The organism is Aeromonas sp. L_1B5_3 (genome assembly GCF_963866575.1).
Classification (GTDB): domain Bacteria; phylum Pseudomonadota; class Gammaproteobacteria; order Enterobacterales; family Aeromonadaceae; genus Aeromonas; species Aeromonas jandaei.
On the sequence record NZ_CAWMDN010000111.1, the window covers coordinates 141868 to 167292 of the forward strand.

41 protein-coding genes are annotated in these 25425 nt (G+C 56.3%); 36 read left to right on the plus strand and 5 right to left on the minus strand.

Going from position 1 to position 25425, the window contains the following annotated elements:
- Positions 1-18 precede the first annotated feature (18 nt).
- On the plus strand, positions 19-489 hold the full coding sequence (gene secB, locus AACR93_RS09880; RefSeq protein ID WP_033115599.1) for a protein-export chaperone SecB: 471 nt from the start codon (positions 19-21) through the stop codon (positions 487-489).
- Positions 490-491: 2 nt separating this feature from the next.
- Entirely contained in the window at positions 492-1496 is a 1005-nt protein-coding gene (gpsA, locus tag AACR93_RS09885; protein WP_043850652.1) for an NAD(P)H-dependent glycerol-3-phosphate dehydrogenase, read from the plus strand.
- A gap of 71 nt (positions 1497-1567) precedes the next feature.
- On the opposite strand, the gene nfuA is transcribed toward gpsA, so the two are convergent.
- Together nfuA and AACR93_RS09895 are read right to left on the minus strand one after the other, a co-directional pair.
- A complete protein-coding gene (nfuA, locus tag AACR93_RS09890; protein ID WP_033115597.1) occupies positions 1568-2146 on the minus strand; it encodes a Fe-S biogenesis protein NfuA in 579 nt (192 codons plus the stop codon).
- Positions 2147-2226: 80 nt separating this feature from the next.
- Positions 2227-2952, minus strand: coding sequence for a ComF family protein (locus AACR93_RS09895; RefSeq protein ID WP_043850653.1), 726 nt, complete (start codon positions 2950-2952; stop codon positions 2227-2229).
- A 38-nt stretch (positions 2953-2990) separates the two neighbouring features.
- Between AACR93_RS09895 and bioH the strand changes: the two genes are divergently transcribed.
- From bioH to AACR93_RS09915, 4 genes are all read left to right on the plus strand, one after another.
- Positions 2991-3755 carry a pimeloyl-ACP methyl ester esterase BioH gene (gene bioH, locus AACR93_RS09900; protein ID WP_043850654.1) on the plus strand — a complete coding sequence of 255 codons (765 nt, stop codon included), beginning with the start codon at positions 2991-2993 and terminating at the stop codon, positions 3753-3755.
- Between the two features lie 71 nt (positions 3756-3826).
- Entirely contained in the window at positions 3827-4060 is a 234-nt protein-coding gene (locus tag AACR93_RS09905; RefSeq protein ID WP_043850655.1) for a flagellar hook protein FlgE, read from the plus strand.
- 1 nt (position 4061) lies between these two features.
- Entirely contained in the window at positions 4062-4838 is a 777-nt protein-coding gene (locus tag AACR93_RS09910; RefSeq protein WP_043850656.1) for a putative metalloprotease CJM1_0395 family protein, read from the plus strand.
- An 85-nt stretch (positions 4839-4923) separates the two neighbouring features.
- A complete protein-coding gene (locus AACR93_RS09915) occupies positions 4924-5202 on the plus strand; it encodes a hypothetical protein (RefSeq protein ID WP_033115592.1) in 279 nt (92 codons plus the stop codon).
- Between the two features lie 57 nt (positions 5203-5259).
- Here the strand turns inward: AACR93_RS09915 and AACR93_RS09920 are convergent, their stop codons facing one another.
- A complete protein-coding gene (locus AACR93_RS09920) occupies positions 5260-7563 on the minus strand; it encodes a Tex family protein (protein WP_043850657.1) in 2304 nt (767 codons plus the stop codon).
- 110 nt (positions 7564-7673) lie between these two features.
- A complete protein-coding gene (gene greB / locus AACR93_RS09925) occupies positions 7674-8147 on the minus strand; it encodes a transcription elongation factor GreB (protein ID WP_033115590.1) in 474 nt (157 codons plus the stop codon).
- 247 nt (positions 8148-8394) lie between these two features.
- On the opposite strand from greB, the gene ompR reads away from it, so the two are divergent.
- Positions 8395-9117, plus strand: a complete 723-nt coding sequence (gene ompR, locus AACR93_RS09930; RefSeq protein WP_043850658.1) for an osmolarity response regulator transcription factor OmpR — start codon at positions 8395-8397, stop codon at positions 9115-9117.
- Positions 9114-10424, plus strand: a complete 1311-nt coding sequence (gene envZ, locus AACR93_RS09935) for a two-component system sensor histidine kinase EnvZ (RefSeq protein WP_041209712.1) — start codon at positions 9114-9116, stop codon at positions 10422-10424. The genes ompR and envZ overlap by 4 nt, the downstream gene beginning before the upstream one ends.
- 39 nt (positions 10425-10463) lie before the next feature.
- Here the strand turns inward: envZ and AACR93_RS09940 are convergent, their stop codons facing one another.
- A complete protein-coding gene (locus tag AACR93_RS09940; protein ID WP_043850659.1) occupies positions 10464-11378 on the minus strand; it encodes a DMT family transporter in 915 nt (304 codons plus the stop codon).
- Between the two features lie 356 nt (positions 11379-11734).
- Here AACR93_RS09940 and rpsJ point away from each other — a divergent pair, with 356 nt between their 5' ends.
- The 28 genes from rpsJ to rplQ all read left to right on the plus strand — a co-directional run bounded on the left by rpsJ (position 11735) and on the right by rplQ (position 25358).
- The gene (gene rpsJ / locus AACR93_RS09945; protein ID WP_005307944.1) at positions 11735-12046 is read left to right on the plus strand and encodes a 30S ribosomal protein S10; all 312 of its coding nucleotides are present in this window, start codon (positions 11735-11737) and stop codon (positions 12044-12046) included.
- 22 nt (positions 12047-12068) lie between these two features.
- Positions 12069-12701: a 50S ribosomal protein L3 gene (gene rplC, locus AACR93_RS09950; RefSeq protein WP_005307947.1), complete on the plus strand. Its 633-nt coding sequence runs from the start codon at positions 12069-12071 to the stop codon at positions 12699-12701.
- 17 nt (positions 12702-12718) lie between these two features.
- On the plus strand, positions 12719-13324 hold the full coding sequence (gene rplD / locus AACR93_RS09955; protein ID WP_005340616.1) for a 50S ribosomal protein L4: 606 nt from the start codon (positions 12719-12721) through the stop codon (positions 13322-13324).
- Entirely contained in the window at positions 13321-13623 is a 303-nt protein-coding gene (rplW, locus tag AACR93_RS09960) for a 50S ribosomal protein L23 (protein WP_005307955.1), read from the plus strand. The genes rplD and rplW overlap by 4 nt, the downstream gene beginning before the upstream one ends.
- Before the next feature lie 15 nt (positions 13624-13638).
- Positions 13639-14460: a 50S ribosomal protein L2 gene (gene rplB, locus AACR93_RS09965; RefSeq protein WP_041209710.1), complete on the plus strand. Its 822-nt coding sequence runs from the start codon at positions 13639-13641 to the stop codon at positions 14458-14460.
- Between the two features lie 22 nt (positions 14461-14482).
- Positions 14483-14761, plus strand: a complete 279-nt coding sequence (gene rpsS / locus AACR93_RS09970; protein WP_005307960.1) for a 30S ribosomal protein S19 — start codon at positions 14483-14485, stop codon at positions 14759-14761.
- 10 nt (positions 14762-14771) lie between these two features.
- Complete coding sequence (rplV, locus tag AACR93_RS09975; RefSeq protein ID WP_005319741.1) at positions 14772-15116, plus strand: 50S ribosomal protein L22; 345 nt, start codon at positions 14772-14774, stop codon at positions 15114-15116.
- 3 nt (positions 15117-15119) lie between these two features.
- The gene (rpsC, locus tag AACR93_RS09980) at positions 15120-15833 is read left to right on the plus strand and encodes a 30S ribosomal protein S3 (protein WP_005307962.1); all 714 of its coding nucleotides are present in this window, start codon (positions 15120-15122) and stop codon (positions 15831-15833) included.
- Between the two features lie 13 nt (positions 15834-15846).
- Positions 15847-16260: a 50S ribosomal protein L16 gene (rplP, locus tag AACR93_RS09985; RefSeq protein ID WP_005340612.1), complete on the plus strand. Its 414-nt coding sequence runs from the start codon at positions 15847-15849 to the stop codon at positions 16258-16260.
- Positions 16260-16451 (plus strand): 50S ribosomal protein L29, encoded by a 192-nt coding sequence (gene rpmC, locus AACR93_RS09990; RefSeq protein ID WP_005307965.1) that lies wholly within the window; start codon positions 16260-16262, stop codon positions 16449-16451. The genes rplP and rpmC overlap by 1 nt, the downstream gene beginning before the upstream one ends.
- On the plus strand, positions 16451-16699 hold the full coding sequence (rpsQ, locus tag AACR93_RS09995) for a 30S ribosomal protein S17 (protein ID WP_005307966.1): 249 nt from the start codon (positions 16451-16453) through the stop codon (positions 16697-16699). The genes rpmC and rpsQ overlap by 1 nt, the downstream gene beginning before the upstream one ends.
- A 147-nt stretch (positions 16700-16846) precedes the next feature.
- Entirely contained in the window at positions 16847-17215 is a 369-nt protein-coding gene (gene rplN, locus AACR93_RS10000) for a 50S ribosomal protein L14 (protein ID WP_005307975.1), read from the plus strand.
- An 11-nt stretch (positions 17216-17226) separates the two neighbouring features.
- The gene (gene rplX, locus AACR93_RS10005) at positions 17227-17544 is read left to right on the plus strand and encodes a 50S ribosomal protein L24 (protein WP_005307977.1); all 318 of its coding nucleotides are present in this window, start codon (positions 17227-17229) and stop codon (positions 17542-17544) included.
- A gap of 13 nt (positions 17545-17557) precedes the next feature.
- A complete protein-coding gene (rplE, locus tag AACR93_RS10010; RefSeq protein ID WP_033115585.1) occupies positions 17558-18097 on the plus strand; it encodes a 50S ribosomal protein L5 in 540 nt (179 codons plus the stop codon).
- A gap of 10 nt (positions 18098-18107) precedes the next feature.
- Complete coding sequence (gene rpsN, locus AACR93_RS10015) at positions 18108-18413, plus strand: 30S ribosomal protein S14 (RefSeq protein WP_005340609.1); 306 nt, start codon at positions 18108-18110, stop codon at positions 18411-18413.
- Positions 18414-18433: 20 nt separating this feature from the next.
- Entirely contained in the window at positions 18434-18826 is a 393-nt protein-coding gene (rpsH, locus tag AACR93_RS10020) for a 30S ribosomal protein S8 (protein ID WP_033115584.1), read from the plus strand.
- Between the two features lie 13 nt (positions 18827-18839).
- The gene (rplF, locus tag AACR93_RS10025) at positions 18840-19373 is read left to right on the plus strand and encodes a 50S ribosomal protein L6 (protein ID WP_033115583.1); all 534 of its coding nucleotides are present in this window, start codon (positions 18840-18842) and stop codon (positions 19371-19373) included.
- A 9-nt stretch (positions 19374-19382) separates the two neighbouring features.
- Positions 19383-19736: a 50S ribosomal protein L18 gene (rplR, locus tag AACR93_RS10030; protein ID WP_005340606.1), complete on the plus strand. Its 354-nt coding sequence runs from the start codon at positions 19383-19385 to the stop codon at positions 19734-19736.
- 14 nt (positions 19737-19750) lie between these two features.
- Positions 19751-20251: a 30S ribosomal protein S5 gene (gene rpsE, locus AACR93_RS10035; protein ID WP_005342686.1), complete on the plus strand. Its 501-nt coding sequence runs from the start codon at positions 19751-19753 to the stop codon at positions 20249-20251.
- 6 nt (positions 20252-20257) lie between these two features.
- Positions 20258-20437, plus strand: a complete 180-nt coding sequence (rpmD, locus tag AACR93_RS10040; protein ID WP_005307985.1) for a 50S ribosomal protein L30 — start codon at positions 20258-20260, stop codon at positions 20435-20437.
- A gap of 2 nt (positions 20438-20439) precedes the next feature.
- Positions 20440-20877 (plus strand): 50S ribosomal protein L15, encoded by a 438-nt coding sequence (rplO, locus tag AACR93_RS10045; RefSeq protein WP_033115582.1) that lies wholly within the window; start codon positions 20440-20442, stop codon positions 20875-20877.
- 8 nt (positions 20878-20885) lie between these two features.
- Positions 20886-22214, plus strand: a complete 1329-nt coding sequence (secY, locus tag AACR93_RS10050; RefSeq protein ID WP_005340602.1) for a preprotein translocase subunit SecY — start codon at positions 20886-20888, stop codon at positions 22212-22214.
- A gap of 27 nt (positions 22215-22241) precedes the next feature.
- On the plus strand, positions 22242-22355 hold the full coding sequence (gene rpmJ / locus AACR93_RS10055) for a 50S ribosomal protein L36 (protein WP_005319705.1): 114 nt from the start codon (positions 22242-22244) through the stop codon (positions 22353-22355).
- Between the two features lie 139 nt (positions 22356-22494).
- The gene (rpsM, locus tag AACR93_RS10060) at positions 22495-22851 is read left to right on the plus strand and encodes a 30S ribosomal protein S13 (RefSeq protein ID WP_005307991.1); all 357 of its coding nucleotides are present in this window, start codon (positions 22495-22497) and stop codon (positions 22849-22851) included.
- 14 nt (positions 22852-22865) lie between these two features.
- Complete coding sequence (gene rpsK, locus AACR93_RS10065; protein ID WP_005307993.1) at positions 22866-23255, plus strand: 30S ribosomal protein S11; 390 nt, start codon at positions 22866-22868, stop codon at positions 23253-23255.
- Positions 23256-23295: 40 nt separating this feature from the next.
- Entirely contained in the window at positions 23296-23916 is a 621-nt protein-coding gene (gene rpsD, locus AACR93_RS10070; RefSeq protein ID WP_005342696.1) for a 30S ribosomal protein S4, read from the plus strand.
- 25 nt (positions 23917-23941) lie between these two features.
- Positions 23942-24931, plus strand: coding sequence for a DNA-directed RNA polymerase subunit alpha (locus AACR93_RS10075; protein WP_005307997.1), 990 nt, complete (start codon positions 23942-23944; stop codon positions 24929-24931).
- A 43-nt stretch (positions 24932-24974) separates the two neighbouring features.
- Positions 24975-25358, plus strand: coding sequence for a 50S ribosomal protein L17 (rplQ, locus tag AACR93_RS10080; RefSeq protein ID WP_005307999.1), 384 nt, complete (start codon positions 24975-24977; stop codon positions 25356-25358).
- Positions 25359-25425: the final 67 nt, after the last annotated feature.

Sequence of the window (25425 nt, forward strand, 5' to 3'; positions counted from 1 at the left end):
TAAAAGGAAGCAAACGAAATGGCTGACGAGATCAACAACCAGGAAGTACAACCGGAATTCCACATCCAGCGTGTCTACACCAAGGATGTCTCTTTCGAAGCGCCCAACACCCCGCACATCTTCCAGAAAGAGTGGCAGCCGGACGTCAAGCTGGATATGGACACCAAGACCAACATCCTGGCTGACAGCGTCTACGAAGTGGTGCTGACCCTGACCGTCACCTGCAAGCTGGAAACCGAAACTGCCTTCCTGTGCGAAGTTCAGCAAGCCGGTATCTTCACCATCGGCAACCTGCCGGAGCCGCAACTGGCCCACTGCCTGGCTGCCTTCTGCCCGAACATCCTGTTCCCGTATGCCCGCGAAGCCGTGGCCAACATGGTGAGCAAGGGGTCCTTCCCGCAGCTGAACCTGGCACCGGTCAACTTCGATGCCCTGTTTGCCCAGCACATGGCGCAAGCTCAGGCCCAGCAGGCGACTGCGGAAGCCTGATAATGGCTGACCAGATCGCTATCTCGGTCCTGGGGGCGGGGTCTTACGGCTCCGCCCTTGCCATTTCTCTGGCGCGCAACGGTCATCCGACCCTGCTGTGGGGTCATGACCCCGCCCATGTCGCCGCGCTGGAACAGGATCGCTGCAACAAGGCATTTTTGCCGGATGTCCCTTTCCCCGCCGACCTGCAACTGACTGCGGATCTGCAACGTGCGGTACAGGCTGCCCCCGTACTGCTGCTGGTTGTGCCGAGTCACGTATTCGGCCAGGTGCTGACTCAGGTCAAACCCTTCCTGCGCCCCGATACCCGTATCGCCTGGGCCACCAAGGGGCTGGAGCCTGACAGCGGCCGCCTGCTGCAGGATGTGGCCCGCGAGGTGCTGGGTGACGAGATGCCGCTGGCGGTCATCTCCGGCCCGACCTTCGCCAAGGAGCTGGCTGCCGGCATGCCGACCGCCATCTCAGTCGCCTCGACCCACGATGATTTCGCCGACGATCTCTCCCATCTGCTGCACTGTGGCCGTTCGTTCCGGGTCTATACCAATCCGGACTTCGTCGGTCTGCAACTGGGTGGTGCAGTGAAGAACGTCATCGCCATCGGTGCCGGTCTCTCCGACGGGCTGGGTTTTGGTGCCAACGCCAGAACCGCGCTCATCACCCGGGGTCTGGTGGAGATGCAGCGTCTTGGAGCTGCGCTTGGAGCCGATGCCAAAACCTTTATGGGGATGGCTGGGCTCGGGGATCTGGTGCTCACCTGTACCGACAACCAGTCGCGCAACCGTCGCTTCGGACTGGCGCTCGGCGCCGGTAAAGATGTCGACACTGCCATGACCGAGATCGGTCAGGTGGTAGAGGGGTATCGCAACACCAAGGAGGTGCATCTGCTGGCGGCGCGCTGCGGCGTCGAGATGCCCATCTGCGAACAGATCTTCAAGGTGCTCTACGAGGGGAAAAACCCGAAAGAGGCCGCCATCGCCCTGCTGTCGCGAGACAAGAAGGACGAGTAATCTGCCGATTGCCCATGTAAAAGGCCCTGCCGGATGGCGGGGCCTTTTCTTTGCGCCGCAAGGGCAACAAATCAGTAGTAGGAGTGGTCGCCGCGCTGGTGCTCGGTGGCGTCTTTGACACCCTTGAGTTCGCCCGGGAATTTCTCCAGCAGCTGCTTCTCGATACCCTCTTTCAGGGTGTAATCGACCATGGAGCAGCCGTTGCAACCGCCGCCAAACTGCAGAATGGCGTAGCCATCTTCAGTCAGCTCGGTCAGGGTCACCTTGCCGCCGTGACCGGCCAGCATGGGGTTAACCTCGGAGATGAGGGTGTACTCGATGCGCTCGATCAGCGGGGCATCGTCGGCAACCTTGCGCATCTTGGCGTTCGGCGCCTTCAGGGTGAGCTGGGAGCCCATCTGATCGGTGACGAAATCGATGGTGGCATCCACCAGGAAGGGGGCGCTCAGGGGATCGACCATGCAGTCGAAACCGCTGAAAGGCAGGTGCTGATCTTCCGGATCCACGGCATCGGGTGGGCAATACGATACGCCACACTCGGCATTCTGGGTTCCCGGATTGACCACAAACACCCGGATATTGGTGCCATCAGGCTGTTTTTCCAGCAGTTTACGGAAATGGGCCTGGGCGGCGTCGGAAATGCTGATCATCACTATCCTCATAAACCTGAGTGTACGACTAGGGTATTCATGATAACGCGGTTAGCAAGGCTTGGGTAGCATGCCGATGGCTACTTGAGATGCCTCTGGGTGCGGCAGATGGCCCAGACCTCCACCTTTGTGACCCCGCTCTCATGAAGCAGGCGGGTAAGCTGACCGGCGGTGGCTCCGGTGGTAACCACGTCATCGAGCAGAGCGATATGACGATAGTGGTGCGACGCGATATGAAATGCGCCGCGCAGATTGCGACGCCGCTGGCCTGCGCTGAGTTTGGTCTGCTGTGGCGTTGCTCTGATCCTGCGCAGCAGCCGGTTATCGCAAGGAATTCCGGTTAGCTGGCTCAGGTGACAGGCGATCTCCTCCGCCTGGTTGAAGCCGCGCCACCACTGACGCCACCAATGCAGAGGGACTGGAATAATCGCCTCTGGCAGGTCATCGCAATCGAGATGATCTGCCAGCAAGCGGGCCAACAGGGGGGCCAGCAGAATTTGCCCCGAATACTTCAGGCGCGGGATCAGGGCCGGGTAGGGTGGCTGATAGTCACCGATCACCTGGAGTCGCTCCCAGGGCGGTGGCCTGCGCTGGCAGCGGCCACACACTAGCTCGGTCTGTATCTCTTCCGGCAGCGGCGCAGCGCAGAGTCGACAGCGCTGCTGGGGCTGATGCAGGGACTGCCGACACCAGCTGCATAGCAAAGGTTCCTCATCACAAGGCTGCCGACAGAGCAGGCAGATCCCCTGCCAGTCGGCGTGGCTGCCGAACAGTGGACTTGCTTTGGCAAGCAGGCGCTTTAACATGCTGACCCCAAGAACATGAACAGGGATCTTGAGTCTAGATGAGCGTATCGGTAGAGCAGTTTGGTCAGGGACCCGATCTGGTGCTGTTGCACGGATGGGGAATGAACGGCGCAGTGTGGCACGGCATCGCCCAGCAGCTGGCGGTACATTACCGGGTTCATCTGGTGGATCTGCCCGGTTTTGGCAACAGCCCGCTGGCCGAAGGGGTCGACTATAACCTGCCATGGCTGGCTGAGCAGGTCGCCCCCGTGTTGCCAGAGAAGTGCCATCTGGTGGGGTGGTCACTCGGAGGTCTGGTGGCAAGCCAGCTGGCGCTGACTCATCCCGAGCGGCTGCACTCCCTGATCACGGTAGCCAGCTCTCCCTGCTTTATGGCACGGGATGAGTGGCCCGGAATTGCCCCCAAGGTGCTGACCGGCTTCAACCAGATGCTGGCGGGGGATTTTCGCCAGACCATAGAGCGCTTTCTGGCGATCCAGGCGATGGGCAGCGAACATGCCCGGGACGATATCCGTCAGCTGCGCCACTGGCTTGCGGAACGACCTGCTCCCCAGTTCGCAGCACTGGAGGCGGGGCTCGGTTTGCTGGCTGATATTGATCTGCGCGATGACCTGACATCCCTGGCGTTGCCCTGGCTGCGCATCTATGGTCGGCTGGATTCACTGGTGCCCAAAGCGGCCATTCCTCTGCTGGATGAACGCTACCCCGCTAGTCGAAGCATCACCTTCAGCAAGGCCTCACATGCACCTTTTATTTCTCATCCTGACGAATTCATTGAAATCCTTCGAGATTTTGTTGGCTAAAAAGTAGCCGCAAAGCTTCATTAATCCTCTGGTCTGGCGGATAATTAAGCTGTGATCAGAGGAGTAACGCCATGCGTATTGAATCCGCCTTTAACAGTGGCCTGCAGGGATTCCAGCGAGCCGAGCAGGTTGCCGATCGGGCATCCGGCCAGCTTGCCCGTCTCAACACGCCAAGCGGGGATCAGGTGCAAGTGCCGGACGAACTCGTCAACCTCAAGTCTGCCGAGCTGCAAGCCGGAGCCTCCGCCAAGGTGATGAAGACTGCCAGCGACATGATGGGAACCCTGATCGACATCCGGGTGTGAGATGAACATCAATGTCAGTCTGCCCCCCCTTATTCCGACGCAGCTGCAACCTCAGGTGGAAGCGGCCCGGACGGATAATCGCCGGGCAGAACTGATCCCGCAGGCTCGCTCGAGCCAGGCTTCCGTTGCCGAATCTGAAGTCGGCTCCCAGAAAGAGAAATCCAAAGCCGGTCAGGCGACCAACACCAACCCTGCCACCCAAAGCAGCCGGGAAGGCAACCAATCCACCGTACAAAATCCCCTCGACCACCGTTTTGTCGAAGCAACGGGGGAGGATGGTCAGCGCAAGCAACAAGACCCGAATAATAAAGAGCAGGAACAGCAAAGGCGGCACGAGCAACAGGTTCAGGATCTGGCCGACCGGGATCAGGAGGTGCGTACCCATGAACAGGCGCATCACTCTGCTGGCGGTAGCTATGCGGGAATGCCGACCTACCAGTTTACTCAGGGGCCGGATGGCAAGCGCTATGCGACCGGCGGTGAAGTCCAGATAGACACCAGCGCAGTGCCCGGTGATGCTGCTGCCACCATCACCAAAATGCAGCAAATCCGTTCGGCAGCGCTGGCCCCTGCCGAGCCATCAGCTCAGGACCTATCGGTCGCACGCAGTGCCGCTGCGAGCGAAGCCAAAGCACGCAAAGAGCTGATAGCCGAACGCAGCAATAGTACGGACGGGGTGCTGAGCGCTTACATGGACAAGCGCAATCAGGTGATCGCCAACCGCTATCAGCAGTCTGTGAGCCCGGCTGCAAACCAGTCACTTAGTCTGCGCATCTGACGCAGTGCCAGCAACTTTCGGCAGCACACCCCATTTTTGCAACTAACCTGAAGATCAGGCCCATCCTATTTTTACAGGAGCTGTCATGCATTTCGATGAAGTCAAACCGGAAGATTTCACTACCTTCTCCCGTGTACCGCCGGCCCATCTGCAGATGGAGCAATTTCTGATGCAGCTGGGTGGTGGTGGCACCGAGGGCACCAGTTTCAAGAAGAAAGTGATGCTTGCCGCAGGCTGGAGCCACACAGGGGTGGTCTCCTACGGCAAATACCCGCAGGAGGCCTGCAAGGCCTTCAACCGGCTGCGGGAAGTATTGGCAGCCCATCAGGAGGCTGACGCCATTCTGGCCGCACTGGCCCAATAACGCCGAGTAACAGTGACAAAAAAGCCCCTCGCGGGGCTTTTTGCATTTCTGGAGCGCTTATTTCTTCAGCTTGGAGAGGGCCGCCGCGAAGGCGTTGCCCATGGCTCCCTCGGTCGGAGCACTCTGCCGGGGCGCCAGTTTCGGCTTGGCGTTTCCGGTGTGGCGCGGCTCGGCCGGTTTGCGTGCCGGCTGACCTGCCTTTTCGTCAAGGCGCATGGTCAGGCTGATCCGCTTGCGCGGCACGTCCACCTCCAGCACCTTCACTCGCACTATGTCACCGGCCTTGACTACCTCGCGGGGATCCTTGACGAAGCGGTCGGTGAGAGAGGAGATGTGCACCAGGCCATCCTGATGGACGCCGATATCGACGAAGGCGCCAAAGTTTGTGACGTTGGTGACCACCCCCTCCAGCACCATCTCGGGCACCAGATCGCTGATTTTCTCCACCCCTTCCTTGAAGGTCGCGGTTTTGAACTCGGGGCGCGGGTCGCGGCCCGGCTTGTCCAGCTCGCCGATGATGTCGGTGACGGTGGGCACACCGAACTGCTCGTCGGTATAGTCGGCAGGCTTGAGGGTACGCAGCAGGCTGCTGTTACCGAGCAGGCTATCCACGGTCTGTTCCAGCCTGGCGAGGATCCGCTCTACCACAGGGTAGGATTCCGGGTGTACTGCCGAGCCGTCCAGCGGGTTGCTGCCGCCACGAATGCGCAGGAAGCCGGCACACTGTTCGAACGCCTTGGGGCCGAGCCGGCTCACTTTCAGCAGTTGCTGACGATTCTGGAAGGCGCCGTGTTCGTCACGGTAGGCGACGATGTTCTGGGCCAGGGTCTGGGAGAGACCGGATACCCGGTTGAGCAGGGCGACCGAAGCGGTGTTCACATCCACCCCGACCGCGTTTACGCAATCCTCGACCACGGCATCGAGCCGGCGGGCCAGCTGGCTCTGGCCGACATCGTGCTGGTACTGACCCACACCTATGCTCTTGGGATCGATCTTGACCAGCTCGGCCAGCGGATCCTGCAGACGGCGGGCGATGGAGACGGCGCCACGCAGTGAGACGTCGAGATCCGGGAACTCCAGCGAGGCGAGCTCGGAGGCGGAATAGACCGAGGCTCCCGCTTCGCTTACCACAATTTTCTGAGCCTTGGCGGCCGGATAGCGTTCGAACAGATCGCTTACCAGGCGGTCGGTCTCCCGCGAGGCGGTGCCGTTGCCAATGCTGATGAGTTCGACCTTGTGCTTCTGGCAGAGCTCGCTCAGGGTCTTGAGGCTCTGGTCGATCTGGCGCTTGGGTTCGAACGGATAGATGGTTGCGGTATCGACCAGCTTGCCGGTGGCATCGACCACGGCTACCTTGACGCCGGTACGGATGCCGGGATCCAGCCCCATGGTGCAACGCATGCCGGCCGGAGCCGCCATCAGCAGATCCTTGAGGTTCATGGCGAATACCTTGATCGCCTCGTCCTCTGCTGACTCGCGGATGCGACCGATCAGTTCGGTCTCCATCTGGAGCGATAGCTTGATCTTCCAGGTCCAGCTCACCACCCCTTGCAGCCACTTGTCGGCCGGGCGATTTTGCAGGTTGAGCTTGAGGTGATGGGCAATAATCCCTTCGCAAGGGCTGGCACCCTCATCGTCACCCGCGACCAGCGCCAGATTGAGCACACCTTCGTTGCGGCCGCGCAGCATGGCCAGCACCCGGTGGGAGGGGGCCTTGTGCAGCGGTTCGTCGTGCTCGAAGTAGTCCTTGAACTTGGCCCCTTCCTGCTCCTTGCCAGCCACCATGCGAGCGCGCAGGGTAGCGTTTTGCCACAGGTAGTCGCGCAGCTTCTCCAGCAGGTCGGCCTGCTCGGCAAAGCGCTCCATCAGGATGTAGCGGGCGCCATCGAGAGCCGTTTTGCTGTCGGTGATCCCCTGCTCGGCGTTGAGGAAGCGAACCGCCTCCTGTTCGGGCTCTTTCATCGGGTCGCTCAGCAGCAGGTCGGCCAGCGGTTCCAGCCCCGCCTCGATGGCCATCTGCCCTTTGGTACGACGCTTGGGTTTGTAGGGGAGATAGAGGTCTTCCAGCCGGGTCTTGCTGTCGGCTTCGTTCAGCTTGCGGGCCAGCTCTGGGGTCAGTTTGCCCTGCTCCTCGATGGAGCGCAGGATCACCTGGCGGCGATCTGCCAGTTCGCGCAGGTAGCCGAGGCGGCTCTCCAGGGTGCGCAGCTGGCTGTCGTCCAGACCGCCGGTCACCTCTTTGCGGTAACGGGCGATGAAGGGCACGGTCGCGCCTTCATCCAGCAGGCGTACAGCGGCTTCGACTTGTTGCGGGCGAGCATTGAGCTCGGCGGCGATCAGATGTTCGATGGTCTGTGTCATGGTTTCTGTTAAGAACCTCTGTGGTCGGGTCTGGCTCAATGGCGCCAAGTGCCAGCACTATAGGGCGCGCAGGAGGGGATGCCAACCAGATGGTCGGCATCGGGGACGGGCTAGCGCGGGTAACTGATGTCGTTGACATACCAGCAGACGTCACCGACTGGCGTGCGCACGATGGCTTCGTCACCCACCTCTTTCTTGAGCAGGGCGCGGGCCATGGGGGAGTCGATGGAGATGTAATCCTTGCGCTCGAAGATCTCGTCATAGCCGACGATGCGAAAGCGCTTGGTCTCGCCCTCGTCGTTCTCCACCTCGACCCAGGCACCGAAGAAAACCTTGCCCTCCTGAGCGGGGGCGTAATCGACAATCCCCAACTCTTCCAGACACTTGCGCAGGTAACGAACCCGCCGGTCGATCTCCCGCAGCCGTTTCTTGTTGTACTGGTAGTCGGCATTCTCGCTGCGATCACCGAGGCTGGCCGCCCAAGCCACCTTGCGGGTGGTCTCGGGTCGCTCCTGACGCCACAGGAAATCGAGCTCTTCCTTCAGTTTGTTGTAACCTTCGCGGGTGATCAGCTTTGTCTTCATGATGATCTCTGACCTGGTCTGATAGAGAGGTGGTGCTAACTGCACGGGAATATTAGCTTTTGTCCCTCTGCTGTCGAGTGAAATCATGGTATCCGGGTGGCTGCGACAAGATATGGCCAATACGATTTTCGTTCGATTGACTTCCGCTTCCGCAACCATCAAGCAATAACCGGTAACATATTTATGCTTTGCTCCCGCAGTGCCCCGCCCTAGTATTGGAGGCAGATTAAGGCGACGAGGCAATCCAATGAGTCAGCAGCAATACAAGGTCCTGGTGGTGGACGCCGATCTGAAATTACGCTCCCTGCTGGAGCGCTACCTCACCGAACAGGGGTTCGTGGTGCGTGGCGTTGCCAACGGCGAGCAGGCCGATCGTCTGCTGACCCGTGAAAACTTCAGCCTGATGGTGCTCGACCTGATGCTGCCCGGCGAGGATGGTCTCTCCATCTGCCGTCGTCTGCGCGAGGGGGGCAACCAGATCCCGGTATTGATGCTGACTGCCAAGGGGGATGATGTCGATCGCATCGTCGGACTCGAGATGGGGGCGGATGACTACCTGCCCAAGCCGTTCAATCCGCGCGAGCTGCTGGCTCGGATCCGTGCCGTGCTGCGCCGTCATACCGTCGAGTTGCCCGGTGCCCCATCCGCAGCCGAGAAGGTGGTTAACTTCGGGGTTTATCAGCTCAATCTCGCGACCCGCGAGCTGAGCCGCGATGGTGAGCCGATGGCGCTGACCAGCGGTGAATTTGCCGTGCTCAAGGTGCTGGTGAGCCACCCGCGCGAGCCGCTCTCCCGCGACAAGCTGATGAATCTGGCCCGGGGTCGCGAATACACCGCCACCGAGCGCAGCATCGACGTGCAGGTGTCGCGCCTGCGCCGTCTGCTGGAGCAGGACCCGACCCAGCCGCGTTATCTGCAGACTGTCTGGGGTCTGGGCTACGTCTTTGTGCCTGATGGTGAAAGAGCATGAAAAAAGTCGGGAGCATGTTTTCACGCATGCTCTGGTTTTTGGCGGCCGTGCTGATCGTCTATCAAGCAGTCTCCTACGTTACCTTCTACAACTATCTGCTGGCCCCGACGGTCAAGCAGATCAGTCACCTGCTGGCCAATCAGGTCAAACTCATCTTTCCGGTCGAGAGCAATCAGCTGGCGCTGAGCGATGACGCCGAGGCTCTGGTCTATGTGGCGACCGGCAGCGATATCTACACCCAGAGCGAAGCGGAGCAGCATGGACTCAACGACTCCAAGCCCTATGCCTATCTGGAGGAGAACATCAGTCGCGAGCTTGGTGGCAAGACCAAGGTGCGGGTCGAGATCCAGGATCACTACATCATCTGGATCCAGCCTCCCCAGGCCAACAAAACCTGGGTCAGGATCCCGCTGACCGAGATTGAAGATGACGATATCGAGCCGCTCATCCTCTATATGAGCGTGCTGCTGGTGATCACCCTCTTTGCCGCCTGGCGTTTTGCCCGTCAGCTGGTTCGCCCGCTGGAGGATCTGGAGGAGGGGGCCGTTGCGGTGGCCAAAGGGGAGTTCCCCGAGGCGCTGGGCGAGCAGGGGTCCCGTGAAGTACGCCGTCTGACCCGCACCTTCAACCATATGTCGCACTCCATCAAGAGCCTGATCGAGGAGCGCAATATGATGATGGCGGGGGTTTCCCACGATCTGCGTACCCCGCTGACCCGCATTCGCCTCGCGACCGAGATGATGTCGTCGGGGGACGAGTACCTCAAGGAGAGCATCAACTCCGATATCGATGAATCCAACGCCATCATCGACCAGTTCATCGACTACATCCGTCCCGATGAAGGTCAGCAGTTTTCACCGGCCGATTTGACCCAGCTGGTGCACGACACCTTGCTGATGCACACCGAGCAGGGGCTCGAAGTTGACCTCGCCCTGCCGAAGGATGCGGTGCGCGTCGTCTGCAACCCGATCAGTATGCGGCGGGTGCTGACCAATCTGGCAGGCAACTCGCTACGCTATGGGGCAGGCAGCCTGCATGCCGAGCTGAAAGACGATGGTCACTGGGTTCGCCTGCGCTTGTCCGATGATGGCCCGGGTATCCCGGAGCAGGACTACACCCGGGTACTCAAGCCGTTTACTCAGGGGAATGTGGCTCGCACCGTGGGAGGGAGCGGCTTGGGACTGGCCATCGTAGCCAAGATCATGGCCCAGCATCACGGCACCATCAGGTTGGGACGCTCCGAGCTGGGTGGCTTGCTGGTCGAGCTGCGGTTACCCAAGAACCAGCCGCAGGAGTGGATGGATTGAGAGAAGGGGCGTATCGAGAGATACGCCCCTTCTGCTTGCTCAGGCTTGTGGCTTGGCAGTATTGCGATAGCGCTTGCCATATTTCAGCTGCTGAATAAGCAGGGCCGCGACGATCAGGGCTAGCCCGATCGGGGTGGCGGGGTGAATGGTTTCGCCGATCAGCAAGTTGAGCAGCACCAGCGAGGCAAACGGCGAGATGAAGATAAGGTTGCTGATGGGGGCTGTGTTGGTAGCGTGGCGCAGCGCCATCAACCAAAGCACGAAACCGAAACCCATCTCGAACAGCCCTACATAGATGGCGCCTGCCCATCCCTGCCAAGCGGTCATGGCAAAATCGGAGAGCAGGCAGGTCGCAACGACGATAAAGGGCAGGCTGATGATGAAACCAAGCAGCAAGCTGACGATAGGATCCCCCTGATTGCGGGTATTGAGGATCCAGTAGCTGGCCCAGATCAGAGTCGACACCAGTGCCAGCGTTACGCCGAGCGGGCTGTCGAACTGCAGGCCGAATATATCCCCCTTGGTGGCGATCACCAACGCGCCAAAGTAGCCAAGCACGATGGCGACGCCATCGCGACGACGCAGTTTCTGACCGAGGAAGGGAACGGCCAGCAGACTGAGGGTGATGGCCCAGGTGTAGTTGAGGGTCTGCGCCTGCTGGGCAGGCAGCAGGTCATAGGCCTTGAACAGCAGCAGGTAATAGAGGAAGGGATTGAGTACACCCAGCGCCAGATAGTAAAGCGGGCGTGCCTTGATGTAGCTGCCCAGCAGACCCAGTTTACCCTGCTTGGCCACGATGGCTGTCAGCGTCAGGGTCGAGGTAAACGCCGCGACCAGCAGTAGTTGCACCGGTTCAAAGTAGGTGAGCGATATCTTGAAGGCACTGGCGACCGTCGACCAGAGCGCAACGGCACAGAGGCCATATTGATAGGCTTTCTTTTGATCCTTGAGCATGTGGGAGTCGTTCCATTGACGAAGGTGGAGCCCAGTCTATCAGTCTGCTTGCCGGCTTGTCGTCAGTGCTGCCCGCAGGGGAGGAGAGGCGGTGAGTGCGAGATCCATCTGTCACATAAAATTGCGCACAATCTGTTCGCCTTCACTTGCGCAAATTTGAAAAATCCGTATAATCCCCTCCGCTTGCCCATGAGGCCAGCCAGACGATATGTCTGCTTGCTGAGTATCCCCTTTGTGGGAACCAGCCATACAGTCTCCCCGATATGGGGAGAAACGTGAAAAATCACACCTCTGGCGGGAGAAATCTCGGTCGGGCGGTGTTGATTTATGTTCTTTTATCTATTGGAGCTCTGTCAATGCAGAACCAAAGAATCCGTATCCGCCTGAAGGCTTTTGATCATCGTCTGATTGATCAGTCCACTGCGGAAATCGTTGAAACTGCTAAGCGCACTGGCGCGCAGGTTCGCGGTCCTATCCCGCTGCCGACTCGCAAAGAGCGTTTCACCGTTCTGATCTCCCCGCACGTCAACAAAGACGCGCGTGATCAGTACGAGATCCGCACTCACAAGCGTCTGGTAGACATCGTTGAGCCGACTGACAAGACCGTAGACGCCCTGATGCGTCTGGATCTGGCAGCTGGTGTAGACGTCCAGATCAGCCTGGGTTAATTACGGAAAGAGGTTGATAACAATGACAATCGGTCTTGTAGGTCGCAAAGTGGGTATGACTCGCATCTTCACTGAAGATGGCGTTTCTATCCCGGTGACTGTTATCGAAGTTGAAGCTAACCGTGTAACTCAGGTCAAATCTGTAGAAACCGACGGCTACAACGCTATTCAGGTTACCACTGGCTCCAAGAAAGCTAGCCGCGTAACCAAGCCGGAAGCTGGCCACTTCGCCAAAGCTGGTGTAGAAGCCGGTCGCGGTCTGTGGGAATTCCGCCTGAACAACGGTGAAACTTTCACTGTTGGTAGCGAGCTGAAAGTAGATCTTCTCGCTGACGTTAAGCTGGTAGACGTTACCGGCACATCCAAGGGTAAAGGTTTTGCCGGTACTGTTAAGCGCTGGAACTTCCGTACCCAGGATATGACCCACGGTAACTCTCTGTCCCACCGTGTACCTGGCTCCATCGGTCAAAACCAGACCCCGGGCCGTGTATTCAAGGGCAAAAAGATGGCTGGTCACATGGGTGCTGAGCGTGTAACGACTCAGAACCTGGAACTGGTTCGTGTTGACGCTGAACGCAACCTGCTGCTCATCAAAGGTGCAGTACCGGGTGCAACCAACGGCAACGTGATCGTTAAACCTGCCGTCAAAGCGTAACGTCTGAGGAGATAGTAATGGAATTGGTAATGAAAGACGCCAAGAGCGCTCTTGAAGTTTCCGAGACTACCTTCGGGCGCGAATTCAACGAAGCTCTGGTTCACCAGGTTGTCGTTGCTTATGCCGCTGGTGCCCGTCAGGGTACTCGTGCGCAGCTGACTCGCTCTGAAGTGTCTGGTGGCGGCAAAAAGCCGTGGCGTCAGAAGGGTACTGGTCGTGCCCGTGCTGGCTCCATCCGTTCGCCCATTTGGCGTTCCGGTGGTGTGACTTTTGCTGCTAAGCCGCAAGATCACAGCCAGAAAGTAAACAAGAAGATGTACCGCGGCGCTATCCGTAGCATCCTGTCCGAGCTGGTACGTCAAGAGCGCCTGATCGTTGTTGAGAAGTTCGGCATCGAAGCTCCGAAGACCAAAGAACTGATCGCCAAGCTGAAAGAAATGGAACTGACTGACGTTCTGATCGTGACTGCTGAAGTCGATGAGAACCTGTTCCTGGCTGCTCGCAACCTGTACAAAGTTGACGTGCGTGACGTTGCCGGTATCGACCCGGTCAGCCTGATCGCTTTCGACAAGGTTCTGATGACTGCTGACGCAGTTAAGCAAATCGAGGAGATGCTGGCATGATCCGTGAAGAGCGTCTGCTGAAAGTTCTGAAGGCTCCGCACATCTCTGAAAAGAGCACCATGGTTGCAGAAAAGCAGAACACTATCGTGTTCAAAGTTGCTGTTGATGCCACCAAGGCGGAAGTCAAAGCTGCAGTTGCGAAACTGTTCGAGGTCGAAGTTGAGACCGTCCGTACCCTGAACATGAAGGGTAAGACCAAGCGCGCAGGTGCACGCGTAGGCCGTCGTTCCGATTGGAAAAAGGCTTATGTGACCCTGAAAGCTGGTCAGGACATCGACTTCATGGGCGCAGCCGAGTAAGAGGAGTTCTGAAAAATGGCAATCGTTAAGTGCAAGCCTACTTCTCCGGGCCGCCGCCACGTCGTCAAGATCGTCAACCAGGAACTGTACAAGGGTAAGCCCTTTGCAGCTCTGCTGGACAAGAAAGACAAAACCGGTGGTCGTAACAACAACGGCCGCATCACCACTCGCCACATCGGCGGTGGTCACAAGCAGCACTACCGTCTGATCGACTTCAAGCGCGACAAAGACGGTATCCCGGCTAAAGTTGAGCGCCTGGAATACGATCCGAACCGTACCGCAAACATCGCCCTGGTGCTGTATGCAGACGGTGAGCGTCGTTACATCCTGGCTCCGAAAGGCCTGAAAGCTGGTGATGCAATCGCTTCTGGTGCTGATGCCGCAATCAAGGTAGGTAACACCCTGCCGATGCGCAACATCCCGGTCGGTTCTACCGTTCACGCTGTTGAGATGAAGCCTGGTAAAGGTGCCCAGCTGGCTCGTTCCGCTGGTACTTTCATCCAGATCCTGGCTCGTGAAGGTAACTATGTAACTCTGCGTCTGCGTTCCGGCGAAGTACGTAAAGTTCTGGCCGAGTGCCGCGCTACCATCGGCGAAGTCGGTAACTCCGAGCACATGCTGCGTCAACTGGGTAAAGCCGGTGCAAACCGCTGGCGTGGTATTCGTCCGACCGTTCGCGGTATGGCGATGAACCCGGTTGACCACCCGCACGGTGGTGGTGAGGGTCGTAACAAGGGCATGCAGCCTGTGTCCCCATGGGGCCAGAAGGCTAAAGGCTTCAAGACCCGTAAGAACAAGCGTACCGACAAGTACATCGTACGTCGTCGTAACAAGTAATTGTTAACATAGAGGAATCACCATGCCACGTTCTCTCAAGAAGGGTCCATTTATCGACCTGCACTTGCTGAAGAAGGTAGAGAAAGCGGTGGAAAGCGGGGATAAAAAGCCGGTTAAAACCTGGTCCCGTCGTTCAATGATCATCCCGAACATGATCGGTTTGACCATCGCTGTCCATAATGGTCGTCAGCACGTTCCGGTTTTCGTTACCGAAGAAATGATCGGTCACAAACTGGGTGAATTCGCACCGACTCGTACTTATCGCGGCCATGCTGCTGATAAGAAGGCTAAGAAGCGCTAAGGGATAAATGATGGAAGCTATCGCTAAACACCGTTATGCCCGTACTTCTGCCCAGAAAGCTCGTCTGGTAGCCGATCAAGTACGTGGTCTGTCCGTAGACAAGGCTCTGAACATCCTGACCTTCAGCCCGAAAAAGGCTGCTGTTCTGGTGAAGAAAGTGCTGGAATCTGCCATTGCAAACGCTGAGCACAACGAAGGCGCCGACATCGACGCCCTGCGTGTTGCTACTATCATGGTCGACGAAGGTCCCTCCATGAAGCGCATCCGTCCTCGTGCCAAAGGTCGCGCGGATCGTATCCTCAAGCGTACCGCTCACATCACCGTAGTGGTATCCGACGCTAAGGCTGGGAGATAAGCAATGGGTCAGAAAGTACATCCTAATGGCATTCGCCTGGGTATTACCAAGCCTTGGAATTCTACCTGGTTCGCGAACACCAAAGACTTCGCTGACAACCTGTACAGCGATTTTCAAGTACGCCAGTTCCTGACCAAGGAACTGAAAAACGCGTCCTTGTCCAAGATCACCATCGAGCGTCCGGCCAAGAGCATCCGTGTGACCATTCACACCGCTCGTCCGGGTGTTGTGATCGGTAAGAAAGGCGAAGACGTTGAGAAGCTGCGCAAAGCTGTAGCCACTATTGCTGGCGTGCCTGCTCAGATCAACATTTCCGAAGTCCGCAAGCCGGAGCTGGATGGCAAACTGGTTGCCGACAGCATCACTTCCCAGCTGGAGCGTCGTGTAATGTTCCGTCGTGCTATGAAGCGCGCCGTACAGAACGCAATGCGCCTGGGTGCCAAGGGCATCAAAGTGGAAGTTTCCGGTCGTCTGGGCGGCGCTGAAATCGCGCGTACCGAATGGTACCGTGAAGGTCGTGTGCCGTTGCACACCCTGCGTGCCGACATCGACTACGCAACTTCTGAAGCCCACACCACTTACGGTGTGATCGGCGTTAAAGTTTGGATCTTCAAGGGCGAAGTTCTGGGCGGTCTGGCTGCTGTCAACGCTGCCGCTGCTCAAGAGCAAGCTCCTGCGAAGCCCAAGCGTGACAACAAGCGCCGCGCTGCCAAGTAAGGAGATTCGGTAAATGTTGCAACCAAAGCGTACTAAATTCCGCAAGACCCACAAAGGTCGTAACCGCGGTCTGGCCACCTCTGGTAACGAAGTATCCTTCGGTACCTTTGGCCTGAAGGCGACATCTCGTGGTCAGCTGACTGCTCGTCAAATCGAAGCAGCCCGTCGTGCCATGACCCGTCACGTTAAGCGTCAGGGTAAGATCTGGATCCGTGTGTTCCCGGACAAGCCGATTACCGAAAAGCCCCTCGAAGTTCGTATGGGTAAAGGTAAGGGTAACGTGGAATACTGGGTTTGCCCGATCCAGCCTGGCAAGGTTCTGTACGAGATGGACGGTGTACCTGAGGCTCTGGCGCGTGAAGCGTTCGCCCTGGCCGCAGCCAAGCTGTCTGTTCAGACCACTTTCGTAATTAAGACGGTGATGTGATGAAAGCCCAAGATCTGCGTCAAAAGAGCGTCGAAGAACTGAACCAGGAGCTGCTGGGCCTGCTGCGTGAGCAATTCAACATGCGCATGCAAGCTTCCACCGGCCAACTGGCTCAGACTCACACTCTGAAACAAGTGCGTCGTGACGTCGCACGTATCAAGACTGTACTGACTGAGAAGGCAGGTGCGTAATGACTGACAAAATCCGTACTCTGCAGGGTCGTGTAATCAGCGACAAGATGGACAAGTCCATCACTGTTGCCATCGAGCGCAAGGTAAAGCACCCGATCTACGGTAAGATCATCAAGCGCACTACCAAGCTGCACGTACATGATGAAAACAACGAGTGCAAAGCTGGTGACCTCGTGGAAATCCGCGAGTGCCGCCCGCTGTCCAAGACCAAGTCCTGGACCTTGGTTGCCGTTGTAGAAAAGGCCTAATCGGTACTTTTTAGCTCAAACGGCCCCTTTCAGGGGCCGTTTGTTTTTTAGGCTACCTTTTCTAAAAATCCTGTGTTATAGTTTCGCGCCTTTTGAAGGCAGCCAGATCCCGAAAGGGATAAGAAGTAAACAAAGCGGAGCACTAAGATGATCCAGATGCAAAGTATGCTGGGTGTTGCCGACAACTCCGGCGCTCGCAGTGTAATGTGTATTAAGGTTCTGGGTGGTTCGCACCGCCGTTACGCCGGCATCGGCGACATCATCAAAGTTTCCATCAAGGAAGCTATTCCTCGCGGTAAAGTGAAGAAAGGTGATGTGTATAACGCGGTGGTCGTACGCACCCGTAAAGGCGTTCGTCGTCCGGACGGCTCAGTCATCCGTTTCGACAACAATGCGGCTGTGTTGCTTAACAACAACCAACAGCCGATCGGTACTCGTATTTTTGGCCCGGTGACCCGTGAACTGCGTAATGAGAAGTTCATGAAGATTGTGTCCCTGGCACCCGAAGTACTGTAAGGAGTCGAACGATGGCAGCTAAAATCCGTCGCGAAGACGAAGTGATTGTTCTTACCGGCAAAGACAAGGGCAAGCGTGGCAAAGTCACTCAAGTTCTGATTGCTAAAGGTAAGGTAATCGTGGAAGGCATCAACCAGGTGAAGAAACACCAGAAGCCGGTACCCGCACTGGGTCAGGCTGGCGGTATCGTCACCAAAGAAGCCCCCATCGATGTATCTAACGTAGCGCTGTTCAACTCTGCCACTGGCAAAGCTGACCGCGTTGGTTTCCGGATTGAAGACGGAAAAAAAGTTCGTTTCTTCAAATCCACCGGCGAACTTGTGAAGTAATTGGAGTTTAACGATGGCGAAACTGCATGATTACTACAAATCCGATGTAGTAAGTGAACTGACCAAGCAGTTCGGTTACAAGACTATCATGCAAGTCCCTCGGATCGAGAAAATCACCCTGAACATGGGTGTTGGTGAAGCGATCTCTGACAAGAAATTGCTGGAAAATGCTGCTGCCGATATGGCTGCCATTTCCGGTCAGAAGCCGCTGATCACCAAAGCTCGCAAATCTGTTGCGGGCTTCAAGATTCGTGAAGGCTACCCGATAGGTTGTAAAGTAACCCTGCGTGGCGAGCGTATGTGGGAGTTCCTGGAACGGCTGATCTGCATCTCCGTACCGCGTATCCGTGACTTCCGTGGCCTGAACGCTAAAGCGTTCGACGGTCGTGGTAACTACTCCATGGGCGTGCGTGAGCAGATCATCTTCCCGGAAATCGACTATGACAAAGTCGATCGCGTCCGTGGTCTGGATATCACCATCACCACTTCCGCGAATACCGATGAAGAAGGCCGTGCTCTGCTGGCTGCCTTTAACTTCCCATTCCGCAAGTAAGGTTAGGGTTATGGCTAAAACATCCATGAAAGCGCGCGAAGCAAAGCGTGCCAAGCTGGTAGCCAAGTACGCAACCAAGCGTGCCGAGCTCAAAGCTATCATCGTTGATATGAACGCTTCTGAAGAAGCGCGTTGGGATGCTGTTCTGCAACTGCAACAGCTGCCCCGTGATTCCAGTCCGTCCCGTCAGCGTAACCGTTGCAACATTACTGGTCGTCCGCACGGTTTCCTGCGCAAGTTTGGCCTGTCTCGCATCAAGGTGCGTGAGCATGCCATGAAGGGCGAAATTCCGGGCCTGAAAAAGGCCTCTTGGTAAAGAATCTCGGGAGTTAGACTATGAGCATGCAAGATCCGATCGCGGATATGCTGACCCGCATCCGTAACGGTCAGGCGGCGAGCAAAGTTGCGGTTTCCATGCCTTCTTCCAAGCTGAAAGTGGCTATTGCCAAAGTGCTGAAAGAAGAAGGTTACATCGCTGGCTACACCGTAGCTGGTGACGTGAAGCCGGAACTGGAAATTGAACTGAAATATTTCCAGGGCAAGCCGGTTGTAGAACTGATCCAACGCGTGAGCCGTCCCGGCCTGCGTATTTACAAGCGCACTACTGATCTGCCGAAAGTTATGGGCGGTCTCGGTGTTGCTATCGTGTCCACGTCTAAAGGTGTGATGACCGACCGTGCTGCTCGCAAAGCAAGCATGGGCGGTGAGATCATCTGCTACGTCGCTTAATAGGAGGTCGGAAATGTCTCGCGTTGCTAAGGCACCCGTCACTATTCCTGCTGGCGTAGAAGTGACTCTGAACGGTCAGGAACTGTCCATCAAAGGTGGTAAAGGTTCCCTGGTTCGTTCTATTCACGCCGGTGTAGAAGTGACCAAAGAAGACAATGTACTGAAGTTCGCCCCGCGCGACGGCATCGCTGGTGCTGACGCTCAGGCCGGTACTGCCCGTGCATTGGTCAACAACATGGTAATCGGTGTTACCCAAGGCTTCGAGCGCAAGCTGCAGCTGGTTGGTGTAGGTTACAAAGCCTCCATCAAGGGCAATGCTGTCGCTCTGGCTCTGGGCTTCTCTCACCCGGTAGAGCATGAGCTGCCGGCTGGTGTAACCGCTGAGTGCCCGTCCCAGACCGAAATCGTTCTGCGTGGCGTTGACAAGCAGCTGGTTGGCCAAGTCGCCGCCGATATCCGTGCTTACCGCGCTCCGGAGCCCTACAAGGGCAAGGGTGTACGCTATGCCAACGAGCAAGTGCGTACTAAAGAAGCTAAGAAGAAGTAAGGTAACACTATGGACAAGAAAGCAGCTCGTCTCCGTCGTGCTACTCGTGCTCGGAAAAAGATGCAGGAACTGGGAGCTACCCGTCTGGTTGTTCACCGTACCCCGCGTCATATCTATGCGCAGGTTATTGCAGCCAACGGTTCCGAAGTTCTGGCCTCTGCTTCCACAGTAGAGAAAGCCATCAGTGAAGCTCTGAAATACACCGGTAACGCAGATGCTGCTACCGCTGTAGGTAAAGCTATCGCTGAGCGTGCTATTGCCAAAGGCGTTCAGAACGTATCTTTCGATCGTTCCGGTTTCAAGTATCACGGCCGTATCGCTGCTCTGGCAGCTGCTGCACGTGACGCTGGTCTTCAGTTCTAAGCTAGGAGTCGAAGATGGCTAAAGTCGAATCTCAAGCCGGCGAACTGCAAGAAAAGCTGATTGCAGTAAACCGTGTTTCGAAAACTGTTAAAGGTGGTCGTATCATGTCCTTCACCGCGTTGACCGTGGTGGGTGATGGTAACGGCCGTGTAGGTTACGGTTACGGTAAAGCCCGTGAAGTTCCGGCTGCTATTCAAAAAGCAATGGAACAGGCCAAGCGTAACCTGAACAAGGTTGAGCTGAACAACGGCACCCTGCACCACCCGGTGAAAGGTGTTCACTCCGGTTCCACCGTGTTCATGAAGCCGGCCTCTCAAGGTACTGGTATCATCGCAGGCGGCGCTATGCGTGCTGTTCTGGAAGTTGCCGGTATCCACAACGTGCTGGCTAAGACCTACGGTTCCACCAACCCAATCAACGTTGTTCGCGCAACTGTAGACGCTCTGGTTCACGGTCAATCACCGGAACAGATCGCTGCCAAGCGTGGTCTGCGCGTTGAAGAAATTCTGGGGTAATGCGACATGGCTAACACTGTAAAAGTAACTCAAACTCGCAGCTCTATCGGCCGTCTGCCCAAGCACAAGGCGACTCTGCGTGGTCTGGGTCTGCGTCGCATTGGTCACACCGTTGAGCTGGAAGATACTCCCTGCGTACGCGGTATGATCAACCAGGTTTATTACATGGTTAAGGTGGAGGGCTAAGCATGCGTCTGAACACTCTGTCTCCGGCCGCTGGTTCCAAGCCTGAAAAACATCGTCGTGGCCGTGGTATCGGCTCCGGCCTGGGCAAGACTGGTGGTCGTGGTGTTAAAGGCCAAACCTCTCGTTCCGGTGGCGGCAAAGTTCGCAACGGTTTCGAAGGCGGCCAGATGCCTTTGAAAATCCGTCTGCCGAAGTTCGGTTTCTTCTCTCGCAAATCTTTGGTTTCTGCCGAAGTGCGTCTGAACGAAATCGCCCTGGTAGAAGGTGATGTGGTCGACGTGAGCACTCTGAAGCAAGCCGGTGTTATTACTAAAAACATCGTGTTCGCTAAAGTTGTTCTGTCTGGCAACATTGACCGTGCTGTGACCGTTCGTGGTCTGTCCGTCACCAAAGGTGCACGCGCAGCCATCGAGGCCGCTGGCGGTAAAATCGAGGAATAATCAGTACAATGGCTAAGAAACCAGGATTGGATGTTAAAGCACAGGGTGGTCTGAGTGAACTGAAGAGCCGTCTGCTCTTCGTTCTCGGGGCGATTATCGTTTTCCGTGCAGGCTCTTATGTGCCGATTCCTGGTATTGACGCCGCCGTACTGGCCGAGTTGTTCCAGCAACAGAAGGGCACCATCATTGAGATGTTCAACATGTTCAGTGGTGGTGCACTCTCGCGTGCTTCTATTCTTGCGTTGGGGATCATGCCGTACATTTCGGCGTCGATCATTATCCAGCTGCTGACTGTGGTTCATCCTGCTCTTGCTGAACTCAAGAAAGAGGGTGAATCCGGCCGTCGCAAGATTAGCCAATATACCCGTTGGGGCACGCTGGTTTTGGGAACTTTCCAGGCCATTGGTATTGCAACCGGTCTGCCGAATATGATGCATGGACTCGTGACTAATCCGGGTCTGGGCTTCTATTTCACAGCGGTTGTGAGTCTGGTCACCGGTACCATGTTCTTGATGTGGTTGGGTGAGCAGATTACCGAGCGTGGGATTGGTAATGGTATCTCGTTGATTATTTTCACAGGTATCGTTGCCGGTCTGCCGCATGCCATTGGCGCTACGGCCGAACAGGCACGTCAAGGGGAATTGCACATCCTGCTGTTGTTGTTGCTGGGCTTGATTGTTTTCGCAGTGACTTACTTTGTGGTGTTCGTGGAGCGTGGTCAGCGTCGTATCGTCGTTAACTATGCCAAGCGTCAACAAGGCCGCCAGGTATTCGCCGCGCAAAGCACGCACCTGCCGTTGAAAGTCAACATGGCCGGTGTGATTCCTGCGATTTTCGCATCCAGCATCATCCTCTTCCCGGGGACCATTACCTCTTGGTTTGGTCAGGGCGAGGGTAAAGTAGCCGACATCCTGCAACAGGTCTCTATGGTCCTGCAGCCGGGTCAGCCGCTTTACGAGATGCTCTATGCAGCAGCCATTATCTTCTTCTGCTTCTTCTATACCGCGCTGGTGTTCAACCCCCGCGAGACAGCAGATAACCTGAAGAAGAGTGGAGCCTTTATCCCGGGGATTCGCCCGGGCGAGCAGACAGCACGTTATATCGATAAGGTTATGACTCGCCTGACATTGGCAGGTGCACTCTATATAACCTTTATCTGTCTGGTACCCCAGTTCTTGATGACTGCCTGGAACGTACAGTTCTACTTCGGTGGCACCTCGCTGCTGATTATCGTGGTGGTTATCATGGACTTCATGGCTCAGGTTCAGACCCATATGATGTCTCATCAATATGGTGATGTCCTGAGGAAGGCCAACCTGAAGGGCTACGGCCGCTAAAGGTCGGCGTAGTTACGGAGTTAAGCAATGAAAGTTCGTGCTTCCGTTAAGGCAATCTGCCGTAACTGCAAAATCATCAAGCGTCACGGTGTGGTGCGTGTGATTTGCAGCGAGCCTAAGCATAAACAGCGTCAAGGCTAATTTTTTACGGTTAGTACTTGCAACAAATAGTTGTGCTGGCTAATATAGCCAGCCAACTTTTGTTGTGTATTGGTTGACCGCCACGTATCCGCTCACGGGCTTTGTGGTGGTCGTAATCTACTATATGTAGGAGTGAATAGTGGCCCGTATCGCTGGCATTAACATTCCTGACCATAAGCATGCAGTCATCGCTTTGACTGCTATTTATGGCGTCGGTCGTACCCGCTCCAAGGCCATCTGTGCCGCAGCCGGTATCGCTGAGAATGTGAAAATTAAAGACCTGGACGAAGCTCAGATCGAGAGTCTGCGTGAACAAGTAGGTAAATTCACCGTTGAAGGTGACCTGCGTCGTCAGATTTCCATGAACATCAAGCGTTTGATGGATCTGGGTTGCTACCGTGGTTTGCGTCACCGTCGTAGCCTGCCTGTTCGTGGTCAACGTACCAAGACCAACGCTCGTACCCGTAAGGGTCCGCGCAAGGCTATCAAGAAGTAACGGGAAGGTAGAAAATGGCTAAAACTCCGACTCGTGCTCGCAAGCGCGTTAAAAAGCAAGTGAGCGACGGTATTGCGCACGTTCATGCATCTTTCAACAACACAATCGTGACCATTACTGACCGTCAGGGCAACGCTCTGTCTTGGGCTACTTCTGGTGGTTCCGGTTTCCGTGGTTCTCGTAAGTCCACCCCGTTCGCTGCTCAGGTAGCTGCTGAACGCGCTGGTGAGATGGCCAAAGAATATGGCGTCAAGAACCTGGAAGTCATGGTCAAAGGTCCGGGTCCCGGTCGTGAGTCTTCCATCCGCGCCCTGAACGCGGCTGGTTTCCGCATCACTAACATTACTGATGTGACTCCGATCCCGCACAACGGTTGTCGTCCTCCCAAGAAGCGCCGCGTGTAACGCTGGTAGCTACTTGGTCTAGGATTGTTGGAGAAAGAAGATGGCAAGATATATCGGTCCTAAGCTTAAGCTTAGCCGTCGTGAGGGCACAGACCTCTTCCTGAAGTCTGGTGTTCGCGCGATTGATTCTAAGTGCAAGATTGACACCGCTCCTGGTCAGCACGGCGCTCGTAAGCCGCGTCTGTCCGACTACGGTGTGCAACTGCGCGAGAAACAAAAAGTTCGTCGTATCTACGGCGTATTGGAAAAACAGTTCCGCAACTACTACCGCGACGCTGCCCGTCAAAAGGGTAACACCGGTGAAAACCTGTTGCAGTTGCTGGAAGGTCGTCTGGACAACGTCGTATACCGTATGGGCTTCGGTGCTACCCGCGCTGAATCTCGTCAGTTGGTGAGCCACAAGGCCATCATGGTAAACGGCCGCGTTGTGAACATTCCTTCTTTCCAGGTTTCCCCTGAGGACGTGATCTGCGTTCGTGAGAAGGCTAAGAAGCAAGCGCGTATCAAAGCTGCCCTTGAGGTTGCTGGTCAGCGCGAGAAGCCGACTTGGGTAGAGGTTGATGCCGCTAAAATGGAAGGTGCCTTCAAGCGCCTGCCAGAGCGTTCCGACCTGTCTGCCGACATTAACGAACAGCTGATCGTCGAGCTTTACTCCAAGTAAAGCTAGCTTCTAAAGAGAGGACACAATGCTGGGTTCTGTAACAGATTTTCTTAAACCGCGGCTAGTTGACATCGAGCAAGTTAGCCCGACTCATGCGAAAGTGACTCTTGAGCCACTTGAGCGTGGCTTTGGTCACACGCTGGGTAACGCCCTGCGTCGTATTTTGCTGTCTTCTATGCCCGGTTGTGCAGTTACTGAAGTCGAAATTGACGGTGTACTGCATGAGTACAGCAGCAAAGAAGGTGTACAGGAAGACATTCTTGAAATCCTGCTCAACCTGAAAGGTATCGCTGTGAAGCTGGAAGGCAAGGACGAGGTAACTCTGTCCCTGACCAAGTCTGGAACAGGCCCCGTTACCGCAGGTGATATCACTCACGGTGATGAAGTCGAGATCGTAAACCCGGAGCACGTAATCTGCCACCTGACTGGTGCCAATGCTGAAATCAGCATGCGCCTGAAAGTTCAGCGCGGTCGCGGTTATGTGCCTGCTTCTGCTCGTGTTCACAACGATGACGAAGAGCGTCCGATTGGTCGCCTGCTGCTGGACTCCGCGTTCAGCCCCATCGTTCGTATTGCCTACAATGTTGAGGCAGCACGTGTGGAACAGCGTACCGACTTGGACAAGCTGGTTATCGACATGGAGACCAATGGTACTCTGGATCCTGAAGAAGCCATCCGTCGTTCTGCCACTATCCTGGCTGAGCAACTGGAAGCCTTCGTGGATCTGCGCGATGTCAGCGTGCCCGAGAAGAAAGAAGAGAAACCCGAGTTTGATCCGATTCTGCTGCGTCCTGTCGATGATTTGGAGCTGACAGTTCGTTCTGCGAACTGTCTGAAGGCAGAAGCTATCCACTATATTGGTGATCTGGTACAGCGTACCGAAGTTGAGTTGCTTAAGACTCCTAACCTCGGTAAGAAGTCCCTGACTGAGATCAAGGACGTGTTGGCCTCCCGTGGTCTGTCTCTTGGCATGCGCCTTGAGAACTGGCCGCCCGCCAGCATCGCTGACGAGTAATCCAGATTACGGGTTTCACAGATTTAGTTAGAAGGATAAGGTCATGCGCCATCGTTTGAGTGGTCGTCAACTGAACCGGAACAGCAGCCATCGTCAGGCTATGTTCCGCAACATGGCCAGCTCCCTGGTTCGTCATGAGATCATCAAGACGACTCTGCCTAAGGCAAAAGAGCTGCGTCGTGTAGTTGAACCGCTGATCACCCTTGCCAAGACTGATAGCGTTGCTAATCGTCGTCTGGCATTTGCCCGCACTCGCGACAACGCGATCGTGGCTAAGCTGTTCAATGAACTGGGCCCGCGCTACCTGGAGCGCGCCGGCGGTTATACTCGCATTCTGAAATGCGGTTTCCGTGCTGGCGACAACGCCCCTATGGCTTATATTGAGCTGGTAGACCGCCCGGCCGCTGCTGAAGCAGCTGCTGAGTGATAAAGAAAAAGCCGGGCTTGTCCCGGCTTTTTTTTAAGAGATTTTGATACTGCCTCAACTGCCTCAA

Coding starts and splice junctions, on each gene's coding strand:
- secB (WP_033115599.1), top strand. CDS start 19: ATGGCTGACGAGATCAACAACCAGGAAGTACAACCGGAATTCCACATC.
- gpsA (WP_043850652.1), top strand. CDS start 492: ATGGCTGACCAGATCGCTATCTCGGTCCTGGGGGCGGGGTCTTACGGC.
- nfuA (WP_033115597.1), bottom strand. CDS start 2,146: ATGATCAGCATTTCCGACGCCGCCCAGGCCCATTTCCGTAAACTGCTG.
- AACR93_RS09895 (WP_043850653.1), bottom strand. CDS start 2,952: ATGTTAAAGCGCCTGCTTGCCAAAGCAAGTCCACTGTTCGGCAGCCAC.
- bioH (WP_043850654.1), top strand. CDS start 2,991: ATGAGCGTATCGGTAGAGCAGTTTGGTCAGGGACCCGATCTGGTGCTG.
- AACR93_RS09905 (WP_043850655.1), top strand. CDS start 3,827: ATGCGTATTGAATCCGCCTTTAACAGTGGCCTGCAGGGATTCCAGCGA.
- AACR93_RS09910 (WP_043850656.1), top strand. CDS start 4,062: ATGAACATCAATGTCAGTCTGCCCCCCCTTATTCCGACGCAGCTGCAA.
- AACR93_RS09915 (WP_033115592.1), top strand. CDS start 4,924: ATGCATTTCGATGAAGTCAAACCGGAAGATTTCACTACCTTCTCCCGT.
- AACR93_RS09920 (WP_043850657.1), bottom strand. CDS start 7,563: ATGACACAGACCATCGAACATCTGATCGCCGCCGAGCTCAATGCTCGC.
- greB (WP_033115590.1), bottom strand. CDS start 8,147: ATGAAGACAAAGCTGATCACCCGCGAAGGTTACAACAAACTGAAGGAA.
- ompR (WP_043850658.1), top strand. CDS start 8,395: ATGAGTCAGCAGCAATACAAGGTCCTGGTGGTGGACGCCGATCTGAAA.
- envZ (WP_041209712.1), top strand. CDS start 9,114: ATGAAAAAAGTCGGGAGCATGTTTTCACGCATGCTCTGGTTTTTGGCG.
- AACR93_RS09940 (WP_043850659.1), bottom strand. CDS start 11,378: ATGCTCAAGGATCAAAAGAAAGCCTATCAATATGGCCTCTGTGCCGTT.
- rpsJ (WP_005307944.1), top strand. CDS start 11,735: ATGCAGAACCAAAGAATCCGTATCCGCCTGAAGGCTTTTGATCATCGT.
- rplC (WP_005307947.1), top strand. CDS start 12,069: ATGACAATCGGTCTTGTAGGTCGCAAAGTGGGTATGACTCGCATCTTC.
- rplD (WP_005340616.1), top strand. CDS start 12,719: ATGGAATTGGTAATGAAAGACGCCAAGAGCGCTCTTGAAGTTTCCGAG.
- rplW (WP_005307955.1), top strand. CDS start 13,321: ATGATCCGTGAAGAGCGTCTGCTGAAAGTTCTGAAGGCTCCGCACATC.
- rplB (WP_041209710.1), top strand. CDS start 13,639: ATGGCAATCGTTAAGTGCAAGCCTACTTCTCCGGGCCGCCGCCACGTC.
- rpsS (WP_005307960.1), top strand. CDS start 14,483: ATGCCACGTTCTCTCAAGAAGGGTCCATTTATCGACCTGCACTTGCTG.
- rplV (WP_005319741.1), top strand. CDS start 14,772: ATGGAAGCTATCGCTAAACACCGTTATGCCCGTACTTCTGCCCAGAAA.
- rpsC (WP_005307962.1), top strand. CDS start 15,120: ATGGGTCAGAAAGTACATCCTAATGGCATTCGCCTGGGTATTACCAAG.
- rplP (WP_005340612.1), top strand. CDS start 15,847: ATGTTGCAACCAAAGCGTACTAAATTCCGCAAGACCCACAAAGGTCGT.
- rpmC (WP_005307965.1), top strand. CDS start 16,260: ATGAAAGCCCAAGATCTGCGTCAAAAGAGCGTCGAAGAACTGAACCAG.
- rpsQ (WP_005307966.1), top strand. CDS start 16,451: ATGACTGACAAAATCCGTACTCTGCAGGGTCGTGTAATCAGCGACAAG.
- rplN (WP_005307975.1), top strand. CDS start 16,847: ATGATCCAGATGCAAAGTATGCTGGGTGTTGCCGACAACTCCGGCGCT.
- rplX (WP_005307977.1), top strand. CDS start 17,227: ATGGCAGCTAAAATCCGTCGCGAAGACGAAGTGATTGTTCTTACCGGC.
- rplE (WP_033115585.1), top strand. CDS start 17,558: ATGGCGAAACTGCATGATTACTACAAATCCGATGTAGTAAGTGAACTG.
- rpsN (WP_005340609.1), top strand. CDS start 18,108: ATGGCTAAAACATCCATGAAAGCGCGCGAAGCAAAGCGTGCCAAGCTG.
- rpsH (WP_033115584.1), top strand. CDS start 18,434: ATGAGCATGCAAGATCCGATCGCGGATATGCTGACCCGCATCCGTAAC.
- rplF (WP_033115583.1), top strand. CDS start 18,840: ATGTCTCGCGTTGCTAAGGCACCCGTCACTATTCCTGCTGGCGTAGAA.
- rplR (WP_005340606.1), top strand. CDS start 19,383: ATGGACAAGAAAGCAGCTCGTCTCCGTCGTGCTACTCGTGCTCGGAAA.
- rpsE (WP_005342686.1), top strand. CDS start 19,751: ATGGCTAAAGTCGAATCTCAAGCCGGCGAACTGCAAGAAAAGCTGATT.
- rpmD (WP_005307985.1), top strand. CDS start 20,258: ATGGCTAACACTGTAAAAGTAACTCAAACTCGCAGCTCTATCGGCCGT.
- rplO (WP_033115582.1), top strand. CDS start 20,440: ATGCGTCTGAACACTCTGTCTCCGGCCGCTGGTTCCAAGCCTGAAAAA.
- secY (WP_005340602.1), top strand. CDS start 20,886: ATGGCTAAGAAACCAGGATTGGATGTTAAAGCACAGGGTGGTCTGAGT.
- rpmJ (WP_005319705.1), top strand. CDS start 22,242: ATGAAAGTTCGTGCTTCCGTTAAGGCAATCTGCCGTAACTGCAAAATC.
- rpsK (WP_005307993.1), top strand. CDS start 22,866: ATGGCTAAAACTCCGACTCGTGCTCGCAAGCGCGTTAAAAAGCAAGTG.
- rpsD (WP_005342696.1), top strand. CDS start 23,296: ATGGCAAGATATATCGGTCCTAAGCTTAAGCTTAGCCGTCGTGAGGGC.
- AACR93_RS10075 (WP_005307997.1), top strand. CDS start 23,942: ATGCTGGGTTCTGTAACAGATTTTCTTAAACCGCGGCTAGTTGACATC.
- rplQ (WP_005307999.1), top strand. CDS start 24,975: ATGCGCCATCGTTTGAGTGGTCGTCAACTGAACCGGAACAGCAGCCAT.